Origin of the sequence: Enterobacter bugandensis, assembly GCF_900324475.1 — a bacterium.
Taxonomy (GTDB): Bacteria; Pseudomonadota; Gammaproteobacteria; order Enterobacterales; family Enterobacteriaceae; genus Enterobacter; species Enterobacter bugandensis.
The window spans coordinates 4,210,752-4,227,165 of sequence record NZ_LT992502.1; the positions used below are offsets into that span (position 1 = coordinate 4,210,752).

Annotated in this window: 14 protein-coding genes; 6 read left to right on the plus strand and 8 right to left on the minus strand. The window is 56.0% G+C overall.

The features are described 5' to 3' along the window. Window positions 1–71: 71 nt before the first annotated feature. Window positions 72–1,139 carry an outer membrane-stress sensor serine endopeptidase DegS gene (degS, locus tag DG357_RS20370; protein WP_028014593.1) on the plus strand — a complete coding sequence of 356 codons (1,068 nt, stop codon included), beginning with the start codon at window positions 72–74 and terminating at the stop codon, window positions 1,137–1,139. An 88-nt stretch (window positions 1,140–1,227) separates the two neighbouring features. Here degS and mdh read toward each other — a convergent pair whose 3' ends face one another. Then, a complete protein-coding gene (gene mdh / locus DG357_RS20375) occupies window positions 1,228–2,166 on the minus strand; it encodes a malate dehydrogenase (protein WP_028014594.1) in 939 nt (312 codons plus the stop codon). Between the two features lie 397 nt (window positions 2,167–2,563). Between mdh and argR the strand changes: the two genes are divergently transcribed. The 3 genes from argR to yhcN (DG357_RS20390) all read left to right on the plus strand — a co-directional run bounded on the left by argR (window position 2,564) and on the right by yhcN (DG357_RS20390) (window position 4,050). After that, the gene (gene argR, locus DG357_RS20380) at window positions 2,564–3,034 is read left to right on the plus strand and encodes a transcriptional regulator ArgR (RefSeq protein WP_008502836.1); all 471 of its coding nucleotides are present in this window, start codon (window positions 2,564–2,566) and stop codon (window positions 3,032–3,034) included. A 375-nt stretch (window positions 3,035–3,409) separates the two neighbouring features. After that, on the plus strand, window positions 3,410–3,673 hold the full coding sequence (gene yhcN, locus DG357_RS20385) for a peroxide/acid stress response protein YhcN (RefSeq protein WP_014885423.1): 264 nt from the start codon (window positions 3,410–3,412) through the stop codon (window positions 3,671–3,673). Between the two features lie 110 nt (window positions 3,674–3,783). Beyond that, window positions 3,784–4,050, plus strand: a complete 267-nt coding sequence (gene yhcN / locus DG357_RS20390) for a peroxide/acid stress response protein YhcN (protein WP_028014595.1) — start codon at window positions 3,784–3,786, stop codon at window positions 4,048–4,050. Window positions 4,051–4,111: 61 nt separating this feature from the next. Here the strand turns inward: yhcN (DG357_RS20390) and DG357_RS20395 are convergent, their stop codons facing one another. The 5 genes from DG357_RS20395 to aaeX all read right to left on the minus strand — a co-directional run bounded on the left by DG357_RS20395 (window position 4,112) and on the right by aaeX (window position 9,090). Continuing rightward, window positions 4,112–4,384: a barstar family protein gene (locus tag DG357_RS20395; protein ID WP_028014596.1), complete on the minus strand. Its 273-nt coding sequence runs from the start codon at window positions 4,382–4,384 to the stop codon at window positions 4,112–4,114. A gap of 45 nt (window positions 4,385–4,429) precedes the next feature. Continuing rightward, entirely contained in the window at window positions 4,430–5,884 is a 1,455-nt protein-coding gene (locus tag DG357_RS20400) for an NAD-dependent succinate-semialdehyde dehydrogenase (protein ID WP_028014597.1), read from the minus strand. Between the two features lie 89 nt (window positions 5,885–5,973). Beyond that, a complete protein-coding gene (aaeB, locus tag DG357_RS20405; protein ID WP_047364742.1) occupies window positions 5,974–7,941 on the minus strand; it encodes a p-hydroxybenzoic acid efflux pump subunit AaeB in 1,968 nt (655 codons plus the stop codon). 5 nt (window positions 7,942–7,946) lie between these two features. Next, window positions 7,947–8,879 carry a p-hydroxybenzoic acid efflux pump subunit AaeA gene (gene aaeA / locus DG357_RS20410; protein WP_028014599.1) on the minus strand — a complete coding sequence of 311 codons (933 nt, stop codon included), beginning with the start codon at window positions 8,877–8,879 and terminating at the stop codon, window positions 7,947–7,949. Window positions 8,880–8,886: 7 nt separating this feature from the next. Further along, window positions 8,887–9,090: a p-hydroxybenzoic acid efflux pump operon protein AaeX gene (gene aaeX, locus DG357_RS20415; protein WP_003860416.1), complete on the minus strand. Its 204-nt coding sequence runs from the start codon at window positions 9,088–9,090 to the stop codon at window positions 8,887–8,889. 179 nt (window positions 9,091–9,269) lie between these two features. On the opposite strand from aaeX, the gene aaeR reads away from it, so the two are divergent. Further along, complete coding sequence (gene aaeR, locus DG357_RS20420; RefSeq protein ID WP_028014600.1) at window positions 9,270–10,196, plus strand: HTH-type transcriptional activator AaeR; 927 nt, start codon at window positions 9,270–9,272, stop codon at window positions 10,194–10,196. A gap of 217 nt (window positions 10,197–10,413) precedes the next feature. Further along, entirely contained in the window at window positions 10,414–11,028 is a 615-nt protein-coding gene (locus DG357_RS20425; protein ID WP_032644925.1) for a YagU family protein, read from the plus strand. 46 nt (window positions 11,029–11,074) lie between these two features. On the opposite strand, the gene tldD is transcribed toward DG357_RS20425, so the two are convergent. Both tldD and yhdP read right to left on the minus strand, forming a co-directional pair. Then, on the minus strand, window positions 11,075–12,520 hold the full coding sequence (gene tldD, locus DG357_RS20430; RefSeq protein WP_028014602.1) for a metalloprotease TldD: 1,446 nt from the start codon (window positions 12,518–12,520) through the stop codon (window positions 11,075–11,077). A gap of 84 nt (window positions 12,521–12,604) precedes the next feature. After that, entirely contained in the window at window positions 12,605–16,402 is a 3,798-nt protein-coding gene (yhdP, locus tag DG357_RS20435; protein WP_088204339.1) for an AsmA2 domain-containing protein YhdP, read from the minus strand. Window positions 16,403–16,414 lie beyond the last annotated feature (12 nt).

Below are 16,414 nucleotides of genomic sequence, written 5' to 3' on the forward strand. Positions count from 1 at the left end.
ACCGCTGCGTGTGATGTCCGGATAACTCATGTTATGCTGCAAATCGTTCCTTTTTTCACGACACGCGCATCATGCTTTTAAAGCTCTTACGTTCCATTGTCATCGGTTTGATTGTCGCAGGCCTGCTGCTGCTGGCGATGCCGTCTTTGCGTCAGTTTAACAAGCTGTCTGCCCCCCAGTTCGACAGCACGGATGAAACGCCGGCGACCTATAACCAGGCCGTTCGCCGTGCCGCCCCAGCCGTGGTTAACGTTTATAACCGCGGCCTCAACAGCTCAGCACATAACCAGCTTGAGATTCGCACCCTTGGCTCCGGGGTGATTATGGACGAGCGCGGCTACATTATTACGAACAAACACGTGATCAACGATGCCGACCAGATCATCGTCGCCCTGCAGGATGGCCGCGTGTTTGAGGCGTTGCTTGTGGGTTCAGACAGCCTGACCGATCTGGCCGTGCTGAAGATTAACGCCACGGGCGGATTGCCGGTCATTCCGATCAACCGTAAACGTACGCCGCACATCGGCGATGTGGTGCTGGCGATCGGTAACCCGTACAACCTGGGCCAGACCATCACGCAGGGAATTATCAGCGCGACCGGTCGAATCGGCCTCAACCCGTCAGGACGGCAGAACTTCCTGCAGACGGATGCGTCAATCAACCACGGCAACTCCGGCGGCGCGCTGGTGAACTCGCTGGGCGAACTGATGGGCATCAACACCCTCTCGTTCGATAAAAGCAACGACGGCGAGACGCCGGAAGGGATCGGCTTTGCTATTCCGTTCCAGCTGGCGACCAAGATTATGGATAAGCTGATCCGCGACGGACGCGTGATCCGCGGCTATATCGGTATCGGCGGGCGCGAAATTGCGCCAATGCATACTCAGGGCGGCGGTATCGATCAGATTCAGGGCATCGTCGTCAACGAGGTGGCACCGGGTGGCCCGGCGGCTAACGCGGGGATTCAGGTTAATGATGTCATCGTGTCGGTCAACGGTACGCCGGCAGTCTCGGCCCTGGAGACGATGGATCAGGTAGCCGAAATTCGCCCTGGCTCGATCATCCCTGTGGAAATCATGCGCAACGATAAGAAAATGACGCTGCACGTGACGATTCAGGAATACCCGGCAACAAATTAGCCCCATAAAAAAACCGAAGCACTTACTGGCTTCGGTTTTTTTGCCGGGTGGCGCTAACGCTTACCCGGCCTACGGGAGACACTTCGTTTTACTTGTTTACGAACTCTTCACCCAGAGTGATATCTTTCTTCAGCGTGTCCAGCATGCCTTCCATCGCGTTTTGCTCAAACGCGCTCAGCGTACCGATAGGCTTACGCTCTTCAATACCGTTTTTGCCCAGCAGCAGCGGCTGAGAGAAGAAGCGGGCATGTTCGCCGTCGCCTTCAACGTAAGCGCATTCAACAACGCCTTTCTCGCCCTGCAGGGCGCGAACCAGCGACAGACCGAAACGTGCAGCCGCCTGGCCCATAGACAGGGTTGCAGAACCGCCACCCGCCTTCGCTTCCACCACTTCGGTGCCCGCGTTCTGGATTCGTTTGGTCAGGTCAGCCACTTCCTGCTCGGTGAAGCTCACGCCCGGGATCTGCGACAGCAGAGGCAGAATAGTCACGCCAGAGTGGCCGCCGATAACCGGCACTTCCACTTCTGTTGGCTGTTTGCCTTTCAGCTCAGCAACGAAGGTGTTGGAGCGGATGATATCCAGCGTGGTCACGCCGAACAGTTTGTTTTTGTCGTACACACCCGCTTTCTTCAGCACTTCGGCTGCGATAGCAACGGTGGTGTTCACCGGGTTAGTGATGATACCGATGCATGCTTTCGGGCACACTTCAGCGATCTGCTGCACCAGGTTTTTCACGATGCCCGCGTTGACGTTGAACAGGTCTGAACGATCCATGCCTGGCTTACGCGCCACGCCTGCAGAAATCAGGACCACGTCAGCACCCTGCAGCGCAGGACGCGCATCTTCACCGGAGAAGCCTTTGATTTTTACAGCGGTCGGGATGTGGCTCAGGTCAACCGCCACGCCTGGGGTTACCGGAGCAATATCGTACAGGGAGAGTTCTGAGCCTGAAGGCAGTTGGGTTTTCAGTAGTAGGGCAAGCGCCTGGCCGATACCACCAGCAGCGCCGAGGACTGCGACTTTCATCCTAAACTCCTTATTATGGTTAACTTAAGTATCTGTAAATCCGTTGCCGCGACCTTAAATCAGCATGTCTTTAATTACAATTTTCGAAGCTAAAGAATTTGAGGTCACACGACTTTATCTCTCACCAGAAAGCTATCTGACGACAGATGGCAACAAATTAAGAGGTGGTTACAATACACCCTGCCACGCCACCAAAACAACATCATTTTGATAACATTTAATTTACTTTTAAGCTTATTTGCGCGGCGTGACCCAGGCATGTTTTCTGATAACGAAATCTGATAAAATCACTCCCTTTCATAACATTATTTCAGCCTGCCGTTGAGCAGATAATTTGCATAAAAATTCATCCACATGCATAATAATGTTGTTTCTTTCGTCATATTCCGGGTGACTTATGCGAAGCTCGTCTAAGCAAGAAGAATTGGTAAAAGCGTTTAAGGCGCTACTTAAAGAAGAGAAATTCAGTTCTCAGGGAGAAATTGTTCAGGCGCTACAGGAACAAGGCTTCGATAACATCAACCAGTCGAAAGTCTCCCGCATGTTAACCAAGTTTGGCGCGGTGCGTACCCGCAACGCCAAGATGGAGATGGTCTATTGCCTGCCGGCTGAACTTGGCGTGCCGACCACCTCCAGCCCGCTCAAGAATTTGGTTCTGGATATCGACTATAACGACGCCGTTGTGGTCATCCACACAAGCCCGGGTGCCGCGCAGCTGATTGCCCGCATGCTGGACTCGTTAGGTAAAACAGAGGGTATTCTCGGCACCATTGCCGGTGATGACACCATCTTTACCACCCCGGCTAGCGGTTTCTCCGTGAAGGATCTCCACGAAGCGATTCTGGTTCTGTTCGAACAGGAACTGTAATGCGCCCTCCCCCGTAGCGCCGCTGCGGGGATCATTCTGCTCTCGCATCATTTCCCCCTTTATTTCACTGCCCTTGCTTTGACGATTAGTGCTTTTTACCACTCATTAACATTCATCCAGTGAATAGCAATCCCGTAAATCGCACAAAAAATCAAAAAGCATTATCCCTATGATTTTCTTATAAATACCAGCACAAATTGCTCGCAAAACACCCAACATTATGCAATTAGGTTATAAAAAAAAGCGTGTTTAACACGTAATAACAAGAGAAACCATTAGTCTGGTATTAATTTTTTACGTTATTAGTGTATACTTGATTTTGTGATGAGGGTCACGAAACAAGACCCCACTAAAAAATTCGACGAGGTAAGAATCATGAAAATCAAAACTACTGTAGCGGCGCTGAGCGTCCTGTCTGTCCTGTCCTTCGGTGCTTTCGCGGCTGACGCTATTAATGCTGACCAGGCGCAATCCCGTGAGGCAATCGGTACGGTTTCTGTCGGCGCTGTTGGCACGTCTCCAATGGACATGCATGAGATGCTGAACAAAAAAGCGGAAGAAAAAGGTGCGTCATCCTATCGCATTATCGAAGCGCGTTCCGGTGACCACTGGCATGCCACCGCCGAGCTGTACAAATAAGTTTAAGTAATCACTGAAGACATAACTCTCCACTCAACGGCACCAGGCATAAAAATAGCAGTTCAACCCTTCTCGCCGTTGAGCAAAAAACCTGTTCAGGAGTAAAGACTATGAAAACCAAATTGATCATCGCAACCCTGGGTCTGGCATCCGCTCTCTCTTTCGGCGCAAGCGCAGCCGTACAGCAAGTGAATGCCGATCAGGCACAAAATCTGCAGCCAATGGGCAGCGTCTCCGTGACGTCAGTCACCGGCTCCCCGATGGACATTCGTCAGGAACTTGCCGCCAAAGCTGAAAAAGCAGGCGCCAGCAGCTATCGTGTCACCGAACTGAATCAGGGTGACCACTGGCACGCCACGGCTGAACTGTATAAATAAACCCTCGTCGTATCTCATCATACGACTTGCCCCTGGCCTCGTGGTCAGGGGCTTTTTTCATTTAATGCCGCGCGTTAAAGCGAAGCTGTCCTTCAAGCTCTTCCTCCGCTTCATCGAAGAGTAATATCAGCGCGCCGAAACGTCTGCGCAGCTTATCGGGCAGATGGATAAACTCAATCTCCAGCGGTAGCGGCAGCATGCTGCCGGTGACCACGTCCCACAGCGTATCCAGATTGGTCACGCTTTCCCGTTCAAGATCAAACGCCCGGATAAATTCCCGATAAAAGTCTTCCTGACTGTCGATTTCGTCAAAATCAAAAGTATAGGTTTTCATTGCCAGCCACCCAGTCCAGGCGGGCGGCAGATGCCGCCCAGTCTATTATAATCCCCCGATATGCAGGGTTTTAACTTCCAGATACTCTTCCAGCCCCAGCACGGATCCCTCACGTCCAAGACCGGACTCTTTTACGCCGCCGAAAGGCCCCAGCTCGGTGGAAACGGCGCACTCGTTAATGCCAATCATCCCGCTCTCGATGGCCTGTGAAACGCGGAAAACCCGGGAAAGGTTCTGGGTGTAGAAGTAAGCCGCCAGCCCGTAAGGCGTGTTATTCGCACGCTGGATGACTTCATCTTCCGAGGTGAAGCGGAAACACGCCGCAACCGGACCAAACGTCTCTTCTTCTGCCAGCTTCATGCCTTCGTGACAGTCGCCCAGCACGGTTGGCATCCAGAAATTACCGCCCAGCGGATGGGGTTTGCCGCCCGCCAGCACGGTCGCCCCTCGTGTGACAGCATCTTCAACATGCTCACGGACCTTGTCGACCGCGGCGGATTCAATCAGCGGCCCGACGACGACGCCGTCCTCAAGGCCATTCCCCACCTTAAGGGCATTAACCGCATCTGCGAGCTTATTCACAAACTTGTCGTAGACGGTTTCCTGAATGTAGAAGCGGTTCACGCTGACGCAGACCTGCCCGGCATTGCGGAATTTATTGGCTATCGCGCCTTTTACCGCAGCCTCGATGTCGGCATCCTCAAAGACGATATACGGAGCATTTCCCCCCAGCTCCATCGAGACTTTTTTCATGGTTTCTGCGGCGTTGCGCACCAGCGTTTTGCCGACGGAGGTCGAACCGGTAAAGGAGATTTTACGCACGTCGTGGCTGGCCATGATCGCATCGCTGATTTCATGGGTATTTCCGGCCACCGCGTTGAGCACACCGTCGGGCACGCCCGCCTGTTTTGCCAGCGTCAGCAGCGCAAAGGCGCTGAGCGGCGTGTTATTGGCCGGTTTGATGACACCGGTACACCCGGCTGCCAGCGCCGGGCCTAGCTTGCGGGTGAGCATCGCCATCGGGAAGTTCCACGGCGTGATGGCCGCGACCACGCCGATGGGTTCACGGGTCGCCAGAATGCGCGAGCCGGGCTTGATTGGCGGAATAATCTCACCGTTCGCGCGCTTGGCCTCTTCGGCAAACCACTGGATAAAGCTGGCGGCATACTCCACTTCCCCTTCCGCCTCTTTCAGGGGCTTGCCCTGCTCGGTGGTCATTAGCCGCCCGAGCCAGCTTTTATTTTCAATAATCAGTTCGTACCAGCGGTACAGAATCGCCGAACGCTCTTTCGCGGTTTTGGCACGCCATGCCGGGAAGGCTTTGGTGGCCGCTGCGATCGCTTCTTCGGTTTGCGCTTTACCCGCTTTCGCAACTTTAGCGATGACCTCACCGGTCGCGGGGTTCAGCACATCAAACGTTGTGTCCAGCGTTTTCCAGATGCCGTCGACCAGATAGCCGGTCTGAAAAAGGGTGTTGTCCTGAAGCGCCTGAGTCGTCATGTGTCCTCCCTTCCTGAATGTAAGTACGTGCTGGAATAAGTATAGCCACAAAAAAACCGGCGCTTTTGGCGTCGGTTTTTTTACTTCGGTCAGTTATCCGTGAGGGCATTCTGGTAGCGATGCAGCATAAACACCAGCCGCCCTACCGGCTCGGTCACCTGTGGCGGCGCTTGCCAGTGCTTGAGTTTTTCCTGATAAATATCCAGTTCTTCAAGCAGTTGGGTAAAGTAACGACGGCGTTTGTCGTCACTGCTGGCGGAAAGCACATGGTCGGCGGTACGACGCAGCTGACGGTGGAAGGCCGAGAGATCGTCGTTGATCGGCACCGGCGCGTTGCGCAGACGCTGGTGCGCGATGATCATGGTTAACGCCAGGCGGAACTTCGCTATGTCGCCCGGGAACTTGTTCAGCAGTAAAAACAGCTGCTGGTAGAGCGCGGGCAGGTGGTTCTCTTTACGACGCGCGGTATTGGTAGTCATCGACGACACGGCAGCCGATACAAACTGGTTCAGCAATACGCGCCCCGTCCGCGCCTGCGAGTTATCCCGAACCAGCAGAATCACCATCATCGCCAGGAAGCAGCCCACCAACTGACCCAGCGCGCTGTCGAGGAACTGGCTGAAGTGGAAGGTCATCGGGTTATCCAGCACGATGATGTTAATCGTACTCGCCAGCGCCCCCAGCGATCCCAGGCGGCGCTTTTGCACTTCAATGCCGATAAAGAACGCCATCACCGCCAGGCTAATACAGAGCAGCAGCATGCTCTGCTGCGTCGACGGGATGATGACCAGGAAATAGAGCGCGCCTATCGGCAGCGCGGCGATGGTGCCGTAGAGGAAATCAATGGCGACCATGCGTGGGTTAGGCAGACGCATCGCCAGTGCGGTCACGACGGCAATCATCACCATCGCGCCGCTGCCGGACGTCCAGCCCGTCCACAGCCAGAACAGCGTGCCGAGCATACAGGCAAGCGTGGTACGCCAGAAGTTGACCATCGCGTGATGGCGCTCGGCAGACTCCGCCTTGATCACCACTTCGCCCTGGAGCACCTCTTCTTCCGCCGCGCTGATTTTGGTGTTACCGATCACGCCGCGCTTAAGCAGCAGATAGCGCGTTGCGGCCCCAACCCAGGTGTAGATCGTCACCGGCGTCTCGCGCTCCCCGGTCCAGGCAATCACCCGGCGCATGCGCTTAAGCTGCTTATGCACGTCCTGTACGGTCTCTACCGGCTCGGCAAACAGCTCACGGAACGTGTCGGTGACCGCTTCCGGGCGGGTGTTCTGGATAAGATAGGTTTCGCAGGCCTGGGTAATCAGCGTTAAGGAGACGGTATTCAGGGCTTTAAGGCGACGATTCGCCCGCGCCCAGCGAGACGACTCCATATTGAGGTTACTGCGCATCCCTTCCAGCGCCTGCGTACGACGAACCAGCCCGCTCCAGGCTTTATCCACCTCTTCGCTGTCGCCGTGTTTAATGCACAGCTGCATCAGCTGGTACTGGGCAACGATCAGCGCGTCCAGCTCGCGATCCACCTCTTGCTTGATCGAGCGCGGGGAGAAAAGCAGGTCAGCCACGATCGCGCAGACAATACCAATCACAATCTCGCTGCAGCGCTCCACGGCAAACTGCGGCGCGAGCAGCGGTTCGCTTTGGATGGTGATGACAATGATCAGCGCGGTATAGCCCGCCAGCCCCCAGGCGTAGGAGTTCTCGACTTTTACCAGAGACGAGACCCAGGTGCAGAAACCCGCCCAGATGCAGCAGACCATTAGCATCAGCAGCGGCGTGCGGATCATCAGAATAATAATGGTCAGCGCCGCGAAACAGCCGATAAACGTCCCGATGATACGCAGCATCCCGCGATAGCGGATCGCACCAGAGTAGGGTTCTCCACCCGCGGCGAAGGCAGGGCCCGCCGCGACAATCGCGGCGGTCAGCACCGCCCAGCGAGGGGTTTCAAGCTGGAAGTGGAAGCCAACGAACAGCGCCAGCACGATGGCGCACGCCAGCTTCACGGCGAAGCGAATGTGCTGACTGGCGATGGAAAAGATACCCATGGCGATTAACCAAACTCACGCAGGCGATGGGCAATTTTACGGAAGAGGGAGTCCTGGCTGGCATCCCGATCTTTTTCTCCGGTGATCACCACCGTCGCCGTGGTACCCGCTGGCCACAGGTTGCCCTGCTGCTCATCCAGATGAATACGTACCGGCACGCGTTGCGCCAGACGCACCCACTCCAGGTTAGAATCCACCGTCGCCATCCCTTTGGCATCGTTAGAGCTGCTGGAGTTGGTTACCCCTGCGGCGACGCTGTCGACGGTACCTTTAAAGACGCGGTTGCTGCCAAGCGGCGTGACTTCTGCGCGATAACCCGGACGAACGCCCTCCAGCTTGGTCTCTTCCATATAGGCGAGCACGTAGAAGGAGTTCTGTTTAACCAGCGCCACGGCGGTTGAGCCACGGGTGATAAACTCCCCGGCATAGACGTTCAGGTTGGTCACCCAGCCATCGGCCGGCGCGCGGATCACGGTACGCTCCAGGTCGAGCTTCGCCAGATCGCGCGTTGCCTGCGCTTTCGCTAACTGGTGCAGCACGGTTTGCAGCACGTTGTTGGACTGGTCAATCTCTTCGCGGGACATGGCCTGAACGCCCAGCTGGTTACGACGGCCTGCCTCACGGCGTTTCTCTGCGGCCAGCGCCTGGTAATAGGCCACGTCTGCTTCTGCTTCCTCCAGCGCCTTCTGGTAACGAGGCTGGTCGATGGTGAACAGGACCTGATCTTTCTTCACCAGCTGGTTATCGTGAACGTTAACCGCCGTGATAAGGCCGGCCACGTCGGGGGCAATTGCCACCACATCGGCGCTAAAGCGCGCGTCACGCGTCCACGGTGATTCGGTGTAATAAACCCAGGCGCGAAAAATAGCGATGAACGCGAGGATAACCAGCGCCATGGTAATGGCGGTGCGGGAGATTTTTCTTGTTAGCGTTTTCACATCAACCTCAGACAAACATGCGCGATATCAGGTAAAACAGGCAGCAATACAGCGCGGTATTGAACAATGCAGGGTGCCAGACGAAATCGTAGATCCCAGTCGGGACCAGCACCTTGCGCACCAGCCAGAAGATCGCCAGTGATAAAAGAAGCTCGAAAAATATCGGTGGGAACGACAGACCGAACACCACGATAACGGGAAACAGACTCATGTTGACCTTGATAAGAGAGAGTGCAGGCTTCAGAATTTTTTAGCGCACGCCATCGCAGGAGAGCTAGAAACGCAGGGCGAGAATGGCGCAGCCGTTATGTAATTAATAATATATTAACGTAACTGTTATGCTGTTATCTATCATATGTGATCTAAATCACTTTTAAGCCAGAGTGAACAATGGAACGTTTAAAACGCATGTCCGTCTTCGCCAAAGTGGTTGAACTCGGCTCATTTACCGCCGCTGCGCGCCAGCTTCAGATGAGCGTCTCATCCATCAGCCAGACGGTGTCCAAACTGGAAGATGAGCTTCAGGTTAAGCTGCTCAACCGCAGCACCCGCAGCATCGGGTTGACGGAAGCCGGTAAAATTTACTATCAGGGCTGTCGCCGCATGCTGCATGAAGTGCAGGATGTTCACGAACAACTCTATGCCTTTAACAACACGCCCATCGGCACGCTGCGTATAGGGTGTTCTTCAACTATGGCACAAAATGTTCTCGCTGCCATGACGGCGGACATGCTGAAAGAGTACCCTGGGCTTACCGTCAATCTGGTGACGGGCATCCCTGCCCCAGACCTGATCGCCGATGGATTAGACGTGGTGATCCGCGTTGGCGCGTTGCAGGACTCCAGCCTGTTCTCACGTCGCCTCGGAAGCATGCCGATGGTGGTCTGTGCCTCGAAGAGCTATCTGGCGCAGTACGGTGTGCCCGAGAAACCTGCCGATCTCGCTAACCACTCCTGGCTGGAGTACAGCGTCCGCCCCGATAATGAATTTGAGCTGATTGCTCCGGAAGGGATCTCCACCAGGCTGCTGCCGGAAGGCCGGTTCGTCACCAACGATCCGATGACCATTTCGCGCTGGCTGGTGGCCGGCGCCGGGATCGCCTACGTGCCGCTGATGTGGGTGATCAATGAGATCAACAGCGGCGTGCTGGAGATCCTCTTCCCGCGCTATCAGTCCGATCCACGCCCGGTCTACGCCCTGTATACCGAGAAGGACAAGCTGCCCCTCAAAGTACAGGTGTGTATTAACTATCTGACCGACTATTTTGTCGACGTAGCAGAGCTGTTTCAGGGAATGCGCGGAAGAAGAAAGGAATAAGTAATTAATTTCTGAAATATCCGCGCCATTAATATTTCAGGATGAAGTCGGCCTTCATCCAGGAATATTCTTTAGCTTCTATCAGGAATAGCGAATTGACACTGCCGCCGCCTGCCCTTTACCTTATAAACAGTCTGGCATTCAGACTGTTATTATTTTGTTGCTGATTTGAATAATAAAATGTATTCCGCAGGATGACGTTAAACAAGGAAACGAAATGAATCTATTTGAACAAACACCGCCGTCACGCAGGCGCTACGGACTCGCCGCGTTCATTGGCTTAATTGCAGGAATTGTCTCCGCGTTTGTCAAATGGGGAGCCGAGGTACCACTCCCGCCACGCAGTCCCACCGATTTATTTACCGGCGCATGCGGCCCTGAGCAATTAATAAGAGCCGCAGGCCAGATAGATTGCTCCCGCAATTTTTTAAATCCACCCTATGTTTTTTTACGCGACTGGCTGGGCGTAGTTGATCCTAACGCAGCAGTTTATACCTTTGCCGGACATATATTTAACTGGGTCGGCGTAACGCATATTATTTTCTCAATCGTCTTCGCGGTTGGGTATTGTGTCGTTGCTGAAGTCTTCCCGAAAATTAAACTCTGGCAGGGTTTGCTGGCGGGTGCATTGGCACAGCTTTTTGTTCACATGCTCTCCTTCCCGCTGATGGGGCTGACGCCACCGCTGTTTGATCTGCCCTGGTATGAACACGTGTCAGAGATCGTGGGTCATCTGGTCTGGTTCTGGTCGATCGAAATCATTCGACGTGACTTGCGTAACCGCATTACTCACGAGCCGGATCCGGAGATCCCGCTGGGTAACTTACGTTAAAAAAATGGCGCTACATCTGTAGCGCCATTTTTTATGTTTGCTCAGGTCAGGCCGTGCCGCCCACCGTCAGATTATCCACTTTCAGCGTTGGCTGACCCACGCCAACCGGCAGGCTCTGGCCTTCTTTACCGCAGACGCCCACGCCGTTATCCAGCTTCAGATCGTTACCAACCATGGAAATCTGCTGCATGGCTTCAATGCCGGAGCCAATCAGCGTCGCGCCTTTCACCGCTTTGGTCACTTTGCCCTTCTCGATCAGATACGCTTCTGAGGTCGAGAAGACAAACTTACCGGAGGTGATATCCACCTGGCCGCCGCCAAAGTTTGGCGCAAAGATACCGTAATCCACGGATTCGATAATCTCCTGCGGCGTGGATTTGCCCGGCAGCATATAGGTGTTGGTCATGCGCGGCATCGGCAGGTGCGCGTAAGATTCACGGCGGCCGTTACCCGTTGGCGCTACGCCCATCAGGCGCGCGTTGAGTTTGTCCTGCATGTAGCCTTTCAGCACGCCGTTTTCGATCAGCACGTTGTACTGGCCTGGCGTACCTTCATCGTCGATAGAAATCGAGCCGCGGCGGTCAAGCATGGTGCCATCATCCACTACGGTGCAAAGCTCAGAGGAGACGAGCTGTCCGATCTGGCCGCTGAACACGGACGTCCCACGACGGTTAAAATCGCCTTCCAGACCGTGGCCCACCGCTTCGTGCAGCAGCACGCCCGGCCAGCCTGCGCCCAGCACCACCGGGAATGTCCCGGCCGGCGCCGCAACAGCATTAAGATTCACCAGCGCCATGCGCACGGCTTCTTTAGCCCACGCGTCAGCGCGCGCTTCGCCGTCAACATCACCCAGGAACCAGTCATAGCCGAAACGACCGCCGCCGCCGCTTGAGCCGCGCTCGCGTTTGCCGTTGTCATCGACCTGCACGCTGATGGAGAGACGCACCAGCGGACGCACATCGGCCGCCAGCGTACCGTCCGTTGCCGCCACCAGAATCAGTTCATACACACCGCTCAGGCTGGCGGAGACTTCCTGAACACGTTTGTCGGCAGCGCGCGCCACTTTATCCACGCGGCGCAGGATGTCCAGCTTCTCTTCGCGGCTCATGCTCTGCAGCGGGTCGATGCTGGTATAAAGCGCGGAGTGCTGCACTTCACCCAGGGTTTTTACGCGACCGTCGCCGGCATCGCGCACAATGGTACGCGCGGCCTGAGCGCTCTGCTCAAGCGCGGCCAGGCTAATCTGGTCGGCATAGGCAAAACCGGTTTTTTCGCCGCTGATGGCGCGCACGCCGACGCCCTGGTCAATGTTATATGAGCCATCTTTGATGATGCTGTCTTCTAAAACCCAGGATTCGTGATAGCTCGACTGGAAATAGAGATCGCCGTAGTCGAGACGGCGTTCGGTCAGTTGACCAAGAATGGAGAACAGGTCCTGATGGCTCAGGCCGTTCGCTGCGAGCAAATGTTCACTTACCAGATTCAGACTCATCGTATTGCTACTCGTTCGTTGCCGCCCGTGGCGGTATAAAGATCGTATTTATTGAGAGTGAGGCAATTACCAGCCCACGTCAAATCATTGCTGTGCATCTTTGCGCGGCTGGCGCAGCACCTCGTTAATCTGCGGTTTATCCACCGGACCGGTAATGCGGTAGCGCAGAATGGAGACCTTGCTCCACAGCGGCCCCAGCACTTTACTGGCGGCAAACACCGCCGCACCGACAATCGGGTTAACCACAAAGGCCGCCGCCACGCCCACGCTGGCGGAAATTTCCGGCGCCACCACGGCTTCCATATCCAGTTCGCGACGCACGAGGTTGACTGAGCCTTTCATGGCGATGTCCGCTTCCAGCCCATCCACCAGCGTGTCGTCCGTGTGCAGAACGCCGTCCTTGATCCAAGCCGTACTGCGGATGGAATCGTAATAGAAACCTTCGCTGAAGGTGTCGCTGAAATCGAAGCGCAGCTTGCGAAGCAGCGCATCAAAACTCAGCAGACGCAGGATCTGCCCGGCACGCCCCGTGCTCACGTCGGCGATTTCACCTTTGCCAAAGTGTGTTTTCAGAATACCGTTCAGTGACGCTTCGTCCGGTGTCCACGGCGCGGCACGCCAGTGAAGATCGTAATTAACGTTAAACGAGGAGCCGCGCAGCGGCGTGCTGATGCCAAAGAAGTTGGCTGCCGCATCCAGCTTGTTGCCTTTAATGTCGCCCTTCAAAGACGTGCGCTGCTCGCCCGGGTTATTCACCCACTCTCCACCCGCCGTCATACGGCCAAAGCCGGTGTCGATCAATCCGCCGGAGAGCTTGAGCGTATTCCCCTGGATGGCAAAATCACCGTCGATACGGCCATATTTTTGCCCCCACAGCCAGCACTCCGCGCAGCGCAGCTGCAGATCGGGCCAGCCGCTAAAATCGACGCGGGTAGTATTACTCAGCGGCGATGTATTCGCCGGTTTATCTTTACTCGCGGCAGCCGGATTGTAGTAGAGATAGCGGATCGCTGCCTGCCACGGCGCGTTATTGCGCATGGTCAGCGTGCCGTTGATTTCCCGGCCCTGCGCCTCCACTTTTGAGCCGTTAGCGGTTGGCTGGGAGACAATGCTCAGATTGTTCCACTGCTGTCCGCCCAGCATCAGCGACGGCGTGCGTACGGTAATGGTCTGCGGGAACTGGGCGGCCTCATCAACGTTTTGCCCAACGCCTTTCTGGAAGAGCGCCAGCCACTCCGCGCCGTCCATCGGCGGGAGATTCAGCTCAACGCCCGCATGCTCAGGCAACGGCGGCGTGGTTTTGCTGTCCGTCGTCCAGATGGCTTTGTCGAGGGTAAGCTTGCGGTTAAGCAGCCAGCGGCTGTTAAAGTGGTTTGTTCCGCCCGCGCTTCCGGTCAGCGCGAAGCTGTCCAGATTGCCATCCACGTTAAGCTTCACCGGCAGTGGCTGTCCGGCCTGTTTATCCAGCGGCGCAGGCAGCTGGCTTTGAAGATTCTTCAGGTCACCCGTAATGTCGACCTTATAGTGTGCACCCGCGTGATAAGGCAGGTCGATTGCCACTTTGCCCTGCCAGGCGACCGCGCCCGCTACTGACGCCTCAATCGGCTTCGGCAGGACGTCCATACGCGACGGCTGCCAGTTGCCGTCCAGATTAACGGCCACCTGATAAGCCTTTTGCCCCTCGGCTGTTGAGAAGTCGATATTCACCGGCTGATTAAACCAGCTGGCGGTCAGCGGTTCGCTTTTCAAATTACCGTTCACAAAGCTGAACTGTCCGCTGAGGTCTTTCAGGGTGCTATGAAGCGGTTTAATGTACAGGCTGTTGTTCTTCAGACGGACGTCACCTTTGGCGGTGGTCATTTCACCGTCCAGCGGGATATCAAGATGTAAGCGAGCATTCACATCGCCATCGAGCTGGAGCTGCTGAAGGGTCGCCGCCAGCGACTCTTTGAGTGGCGTCTCCTCAAAGTACGGCCCCACCGCTTTCCCCGGGCCGTTGATGTCGGCATCAATCAGCAGCTTCTCTTTTGAGTAGTCCGGGATGTTGGCCGTCAGGTTGCTGGCCGTTACGCCTCCCAGCGCAACGTTGTCCGCCTTCATCCATAATCCGTCGTTGAGGAAGTTAAGCTCGATATCCAGGTTTTTCAGCGCGGGCCAGCCCGGCTGGAACGCGAAGGTGGCGTCGTGCAGCGGCACCAGCACCTGGAACTGCCCCTCATTATGTTTGTACGGGAAAAGATGCGGGTTACCGCCGTAGACCAGCGTGGCGTTTTCCGCCTGACCGCCCTGAATTGCGCCGCTCAGATAGTCGACCAGCGCTTTACCCATCAGATTTTCCGGGAAATAGCGCCAGGCCTGAGAACCGTCATCGGTACTGATCCCGGCCAAAATGCCCAGCCACGGTTCGTCACCCTGCGGCTGTAAATAGCGGAAGTCACCCCGCGCGTGTACCGCTTTGGCTTTGACGTCGATATGGCGACCATCAAGCTGGAAGCCCTTATCGTTACGGAGCCAGTTAAGCACCGCGCTGCCCTGCTCAATTTCCAGCGGCGCGCGGAAGACCGTCTCGTAAGGCATTTTAGCGTTGTGCATATCGGCCGTCAGCCTGCCGTTCTCCACGCTGCCTTCCAGCTTGCCGCTGAAATGCTCCGCGCCCGGCAGCATCTTCCACTGCTTCCAGGCAAGATCTTTCCATGTTGCCTGGAAACGGGTTTTTTCCGTCGCCTGAAGCGGGATATCCAGCGCCAGAGAATCAATTTTTCCGCTCGGCTGCGTTGCCAGCCAGATCTCGCCCAGGTCCGGAGAGAGCTTTGCCGCCATGGAGCGCAGGCCTTCAATGGCCGCCAGATCCAGGTTGCTGGCGCGGATGCGCAGCTCATCGCTGCGTTTACTCGCCGCGCCGCCCACGTCCTGCTCCGGCATCCAGGCCAGCGTCAACGCACCGCGCGGCCACGGCTTGCCGTCCATCGTGATGCGCGTATCCGGGATGGCGAACTGCCAGCCCTCTTTTTCCTGCGTCACGTGCGCGGTGAGGTTATCGACGGAAAGCTGATGCTGCTGTCTTTCACCCTTCCAGCTCGCGCCCCCTTGCTTCAGCCAGATATCGCCGCTGGCAAATTTCCCTTTCGTCAGGGTCATCCAGCCCTCAAGGCTGAAACGGGCGGTTTCCAGCTGCATGTTTTGCTGCAGCCAGTCGCCGAGCCAGGGCTTTACATCCACATCGTCGGCCTGCAGCCAGACTTTGCCGTTGTTTAACAGGCCGTCATCGTCACGCAAGTCCATACGCACCTGCATGACGCCGTGCTGGCCGTTCAGGCTGGAAAGATTGACCTGCCCCTCGGCGCGGTGTCGATCCTTGCCGTTAAGCCAGGTCAGCTGCGGGATCGCCAGTTCGGCGCGCTGGCCAGAAAGGGTAATAAAGCTCACTTCGCTGTCGCGCAGATCGAAATGATCGAACTGGCGGAGGAAGAGATCGCTGAAGCGGTTGGCTTCCAGGCCCTGATTGTTATCACCGCCCGTCAGCGGCGTATTGGTCAGAAACTGGAGTTGATAAAAGGTGAGATCGCGAAACTGCCAGCGCAGATGTAGCAGGCTTTGCCAGACGTCCAGCGCCAGGGTTACGCGTTTGATTTTAAGATGACCACCATCTTTCAGGCTGGCGTTGATGTCACGGACATCCAGCGTCGGGCCAAAATTCTGCCAGCTGGCGCTAACCTGGCTTACGTCGACCGGCACGCCGGTGGTGGATTCGATTTTCGCCAGCAGCTGCGGACGCCAGCTGTCCAGATGCGGTAAAACGAGGCGTAGCCCGCTCACGAGCAACGCGACAATCACGACCAGCGTTGCCCCTGTAAGCACTAAAATCCCCGGCAATCGCCTCACGCATCTCTCCTT

Bases quoted from the DNA above. Each gene is read 5' to 3' on its own strand.
- DG357_RS20400 (WP_028014597.1), bottom strand. From the start codon at position 5,884: ATGACGACTCAGGCGCTTCAGGACAACACCCTTTTTCAGACCGGCTAT.
- mdh (WP_028014594.1), bottom strand. From the start codon at position 2,166: ATGAAAGTCGCAGTCCTCGGCGCTGCTGGTGGTATCGGCCAGGCGCTT.
- aaeB (WP_047364742.1), bottom strand. From the start codon at position 7,941: ATGGGTATCTTTTCCATCGCCAGTCAGCACATTCGCTTCGCCGTGAAG.
- yhcN (WP_014885423.1), top strand. From the start codon at position 3,410: ATGAAAATCAAAACTACTGTAGCGGCGCTGAGCGTCCTGTCTGTCCTG.
- DG357_RS20395 (WP_028014596.1), bottom strand. From the start codon at position 4,384: ATGAAAACCTATACTTTTGATTTTGACGAAATCGACAGTCAGGAAGAC.
- aaeR (WP_028014600.1), top strand. From the start codon at position 9,270: ATGGAACGTTTAAAACGCATGTCCGTCTTCGCCAAAGTGGTTGAACTC.
- tldD (WP_028014602.1), bottom strand. From the start codon at position 12,520: ATGAGTCTGAATCTGGTAAGTGAACATTTGCTCGCAGCGAACGGCCTG.
- degS (WP_028014593.1), top strand. From the start codon at position 72: ATGCTTTTAAAGCTCTTACGTTCCATTGTCATCGGTTTGATTGTCGCA.
- argR (WP_008502836.1), top strand. From the start codon at position 2,564: ATGCGAAGCTCGTCTAAGCAAGAAGAATTGGTAAAAGCGTTTAAGGCG.
- yhcN (WP_028014595.1), top strand. From the start codon at position 3,784: ATGAAAACCAAATTGATCATCGCAACCCTGGGTCTGGCATCCGCTCTC.
- DG357_RS20425 (WP_032644925.1), top strand. From the start codon at position 10,414: ATGAATCTATTTGAACAAACACCGCCGTCACGCAGGCGCTACGGACTC.
- aaeX (WP_003860416.1), bottom strand. From the start codon at position 9,090: ATGAGTCTGTTTCCCGTTATCGTGGTGTTCGGTCTGTCGTTCCCACCG.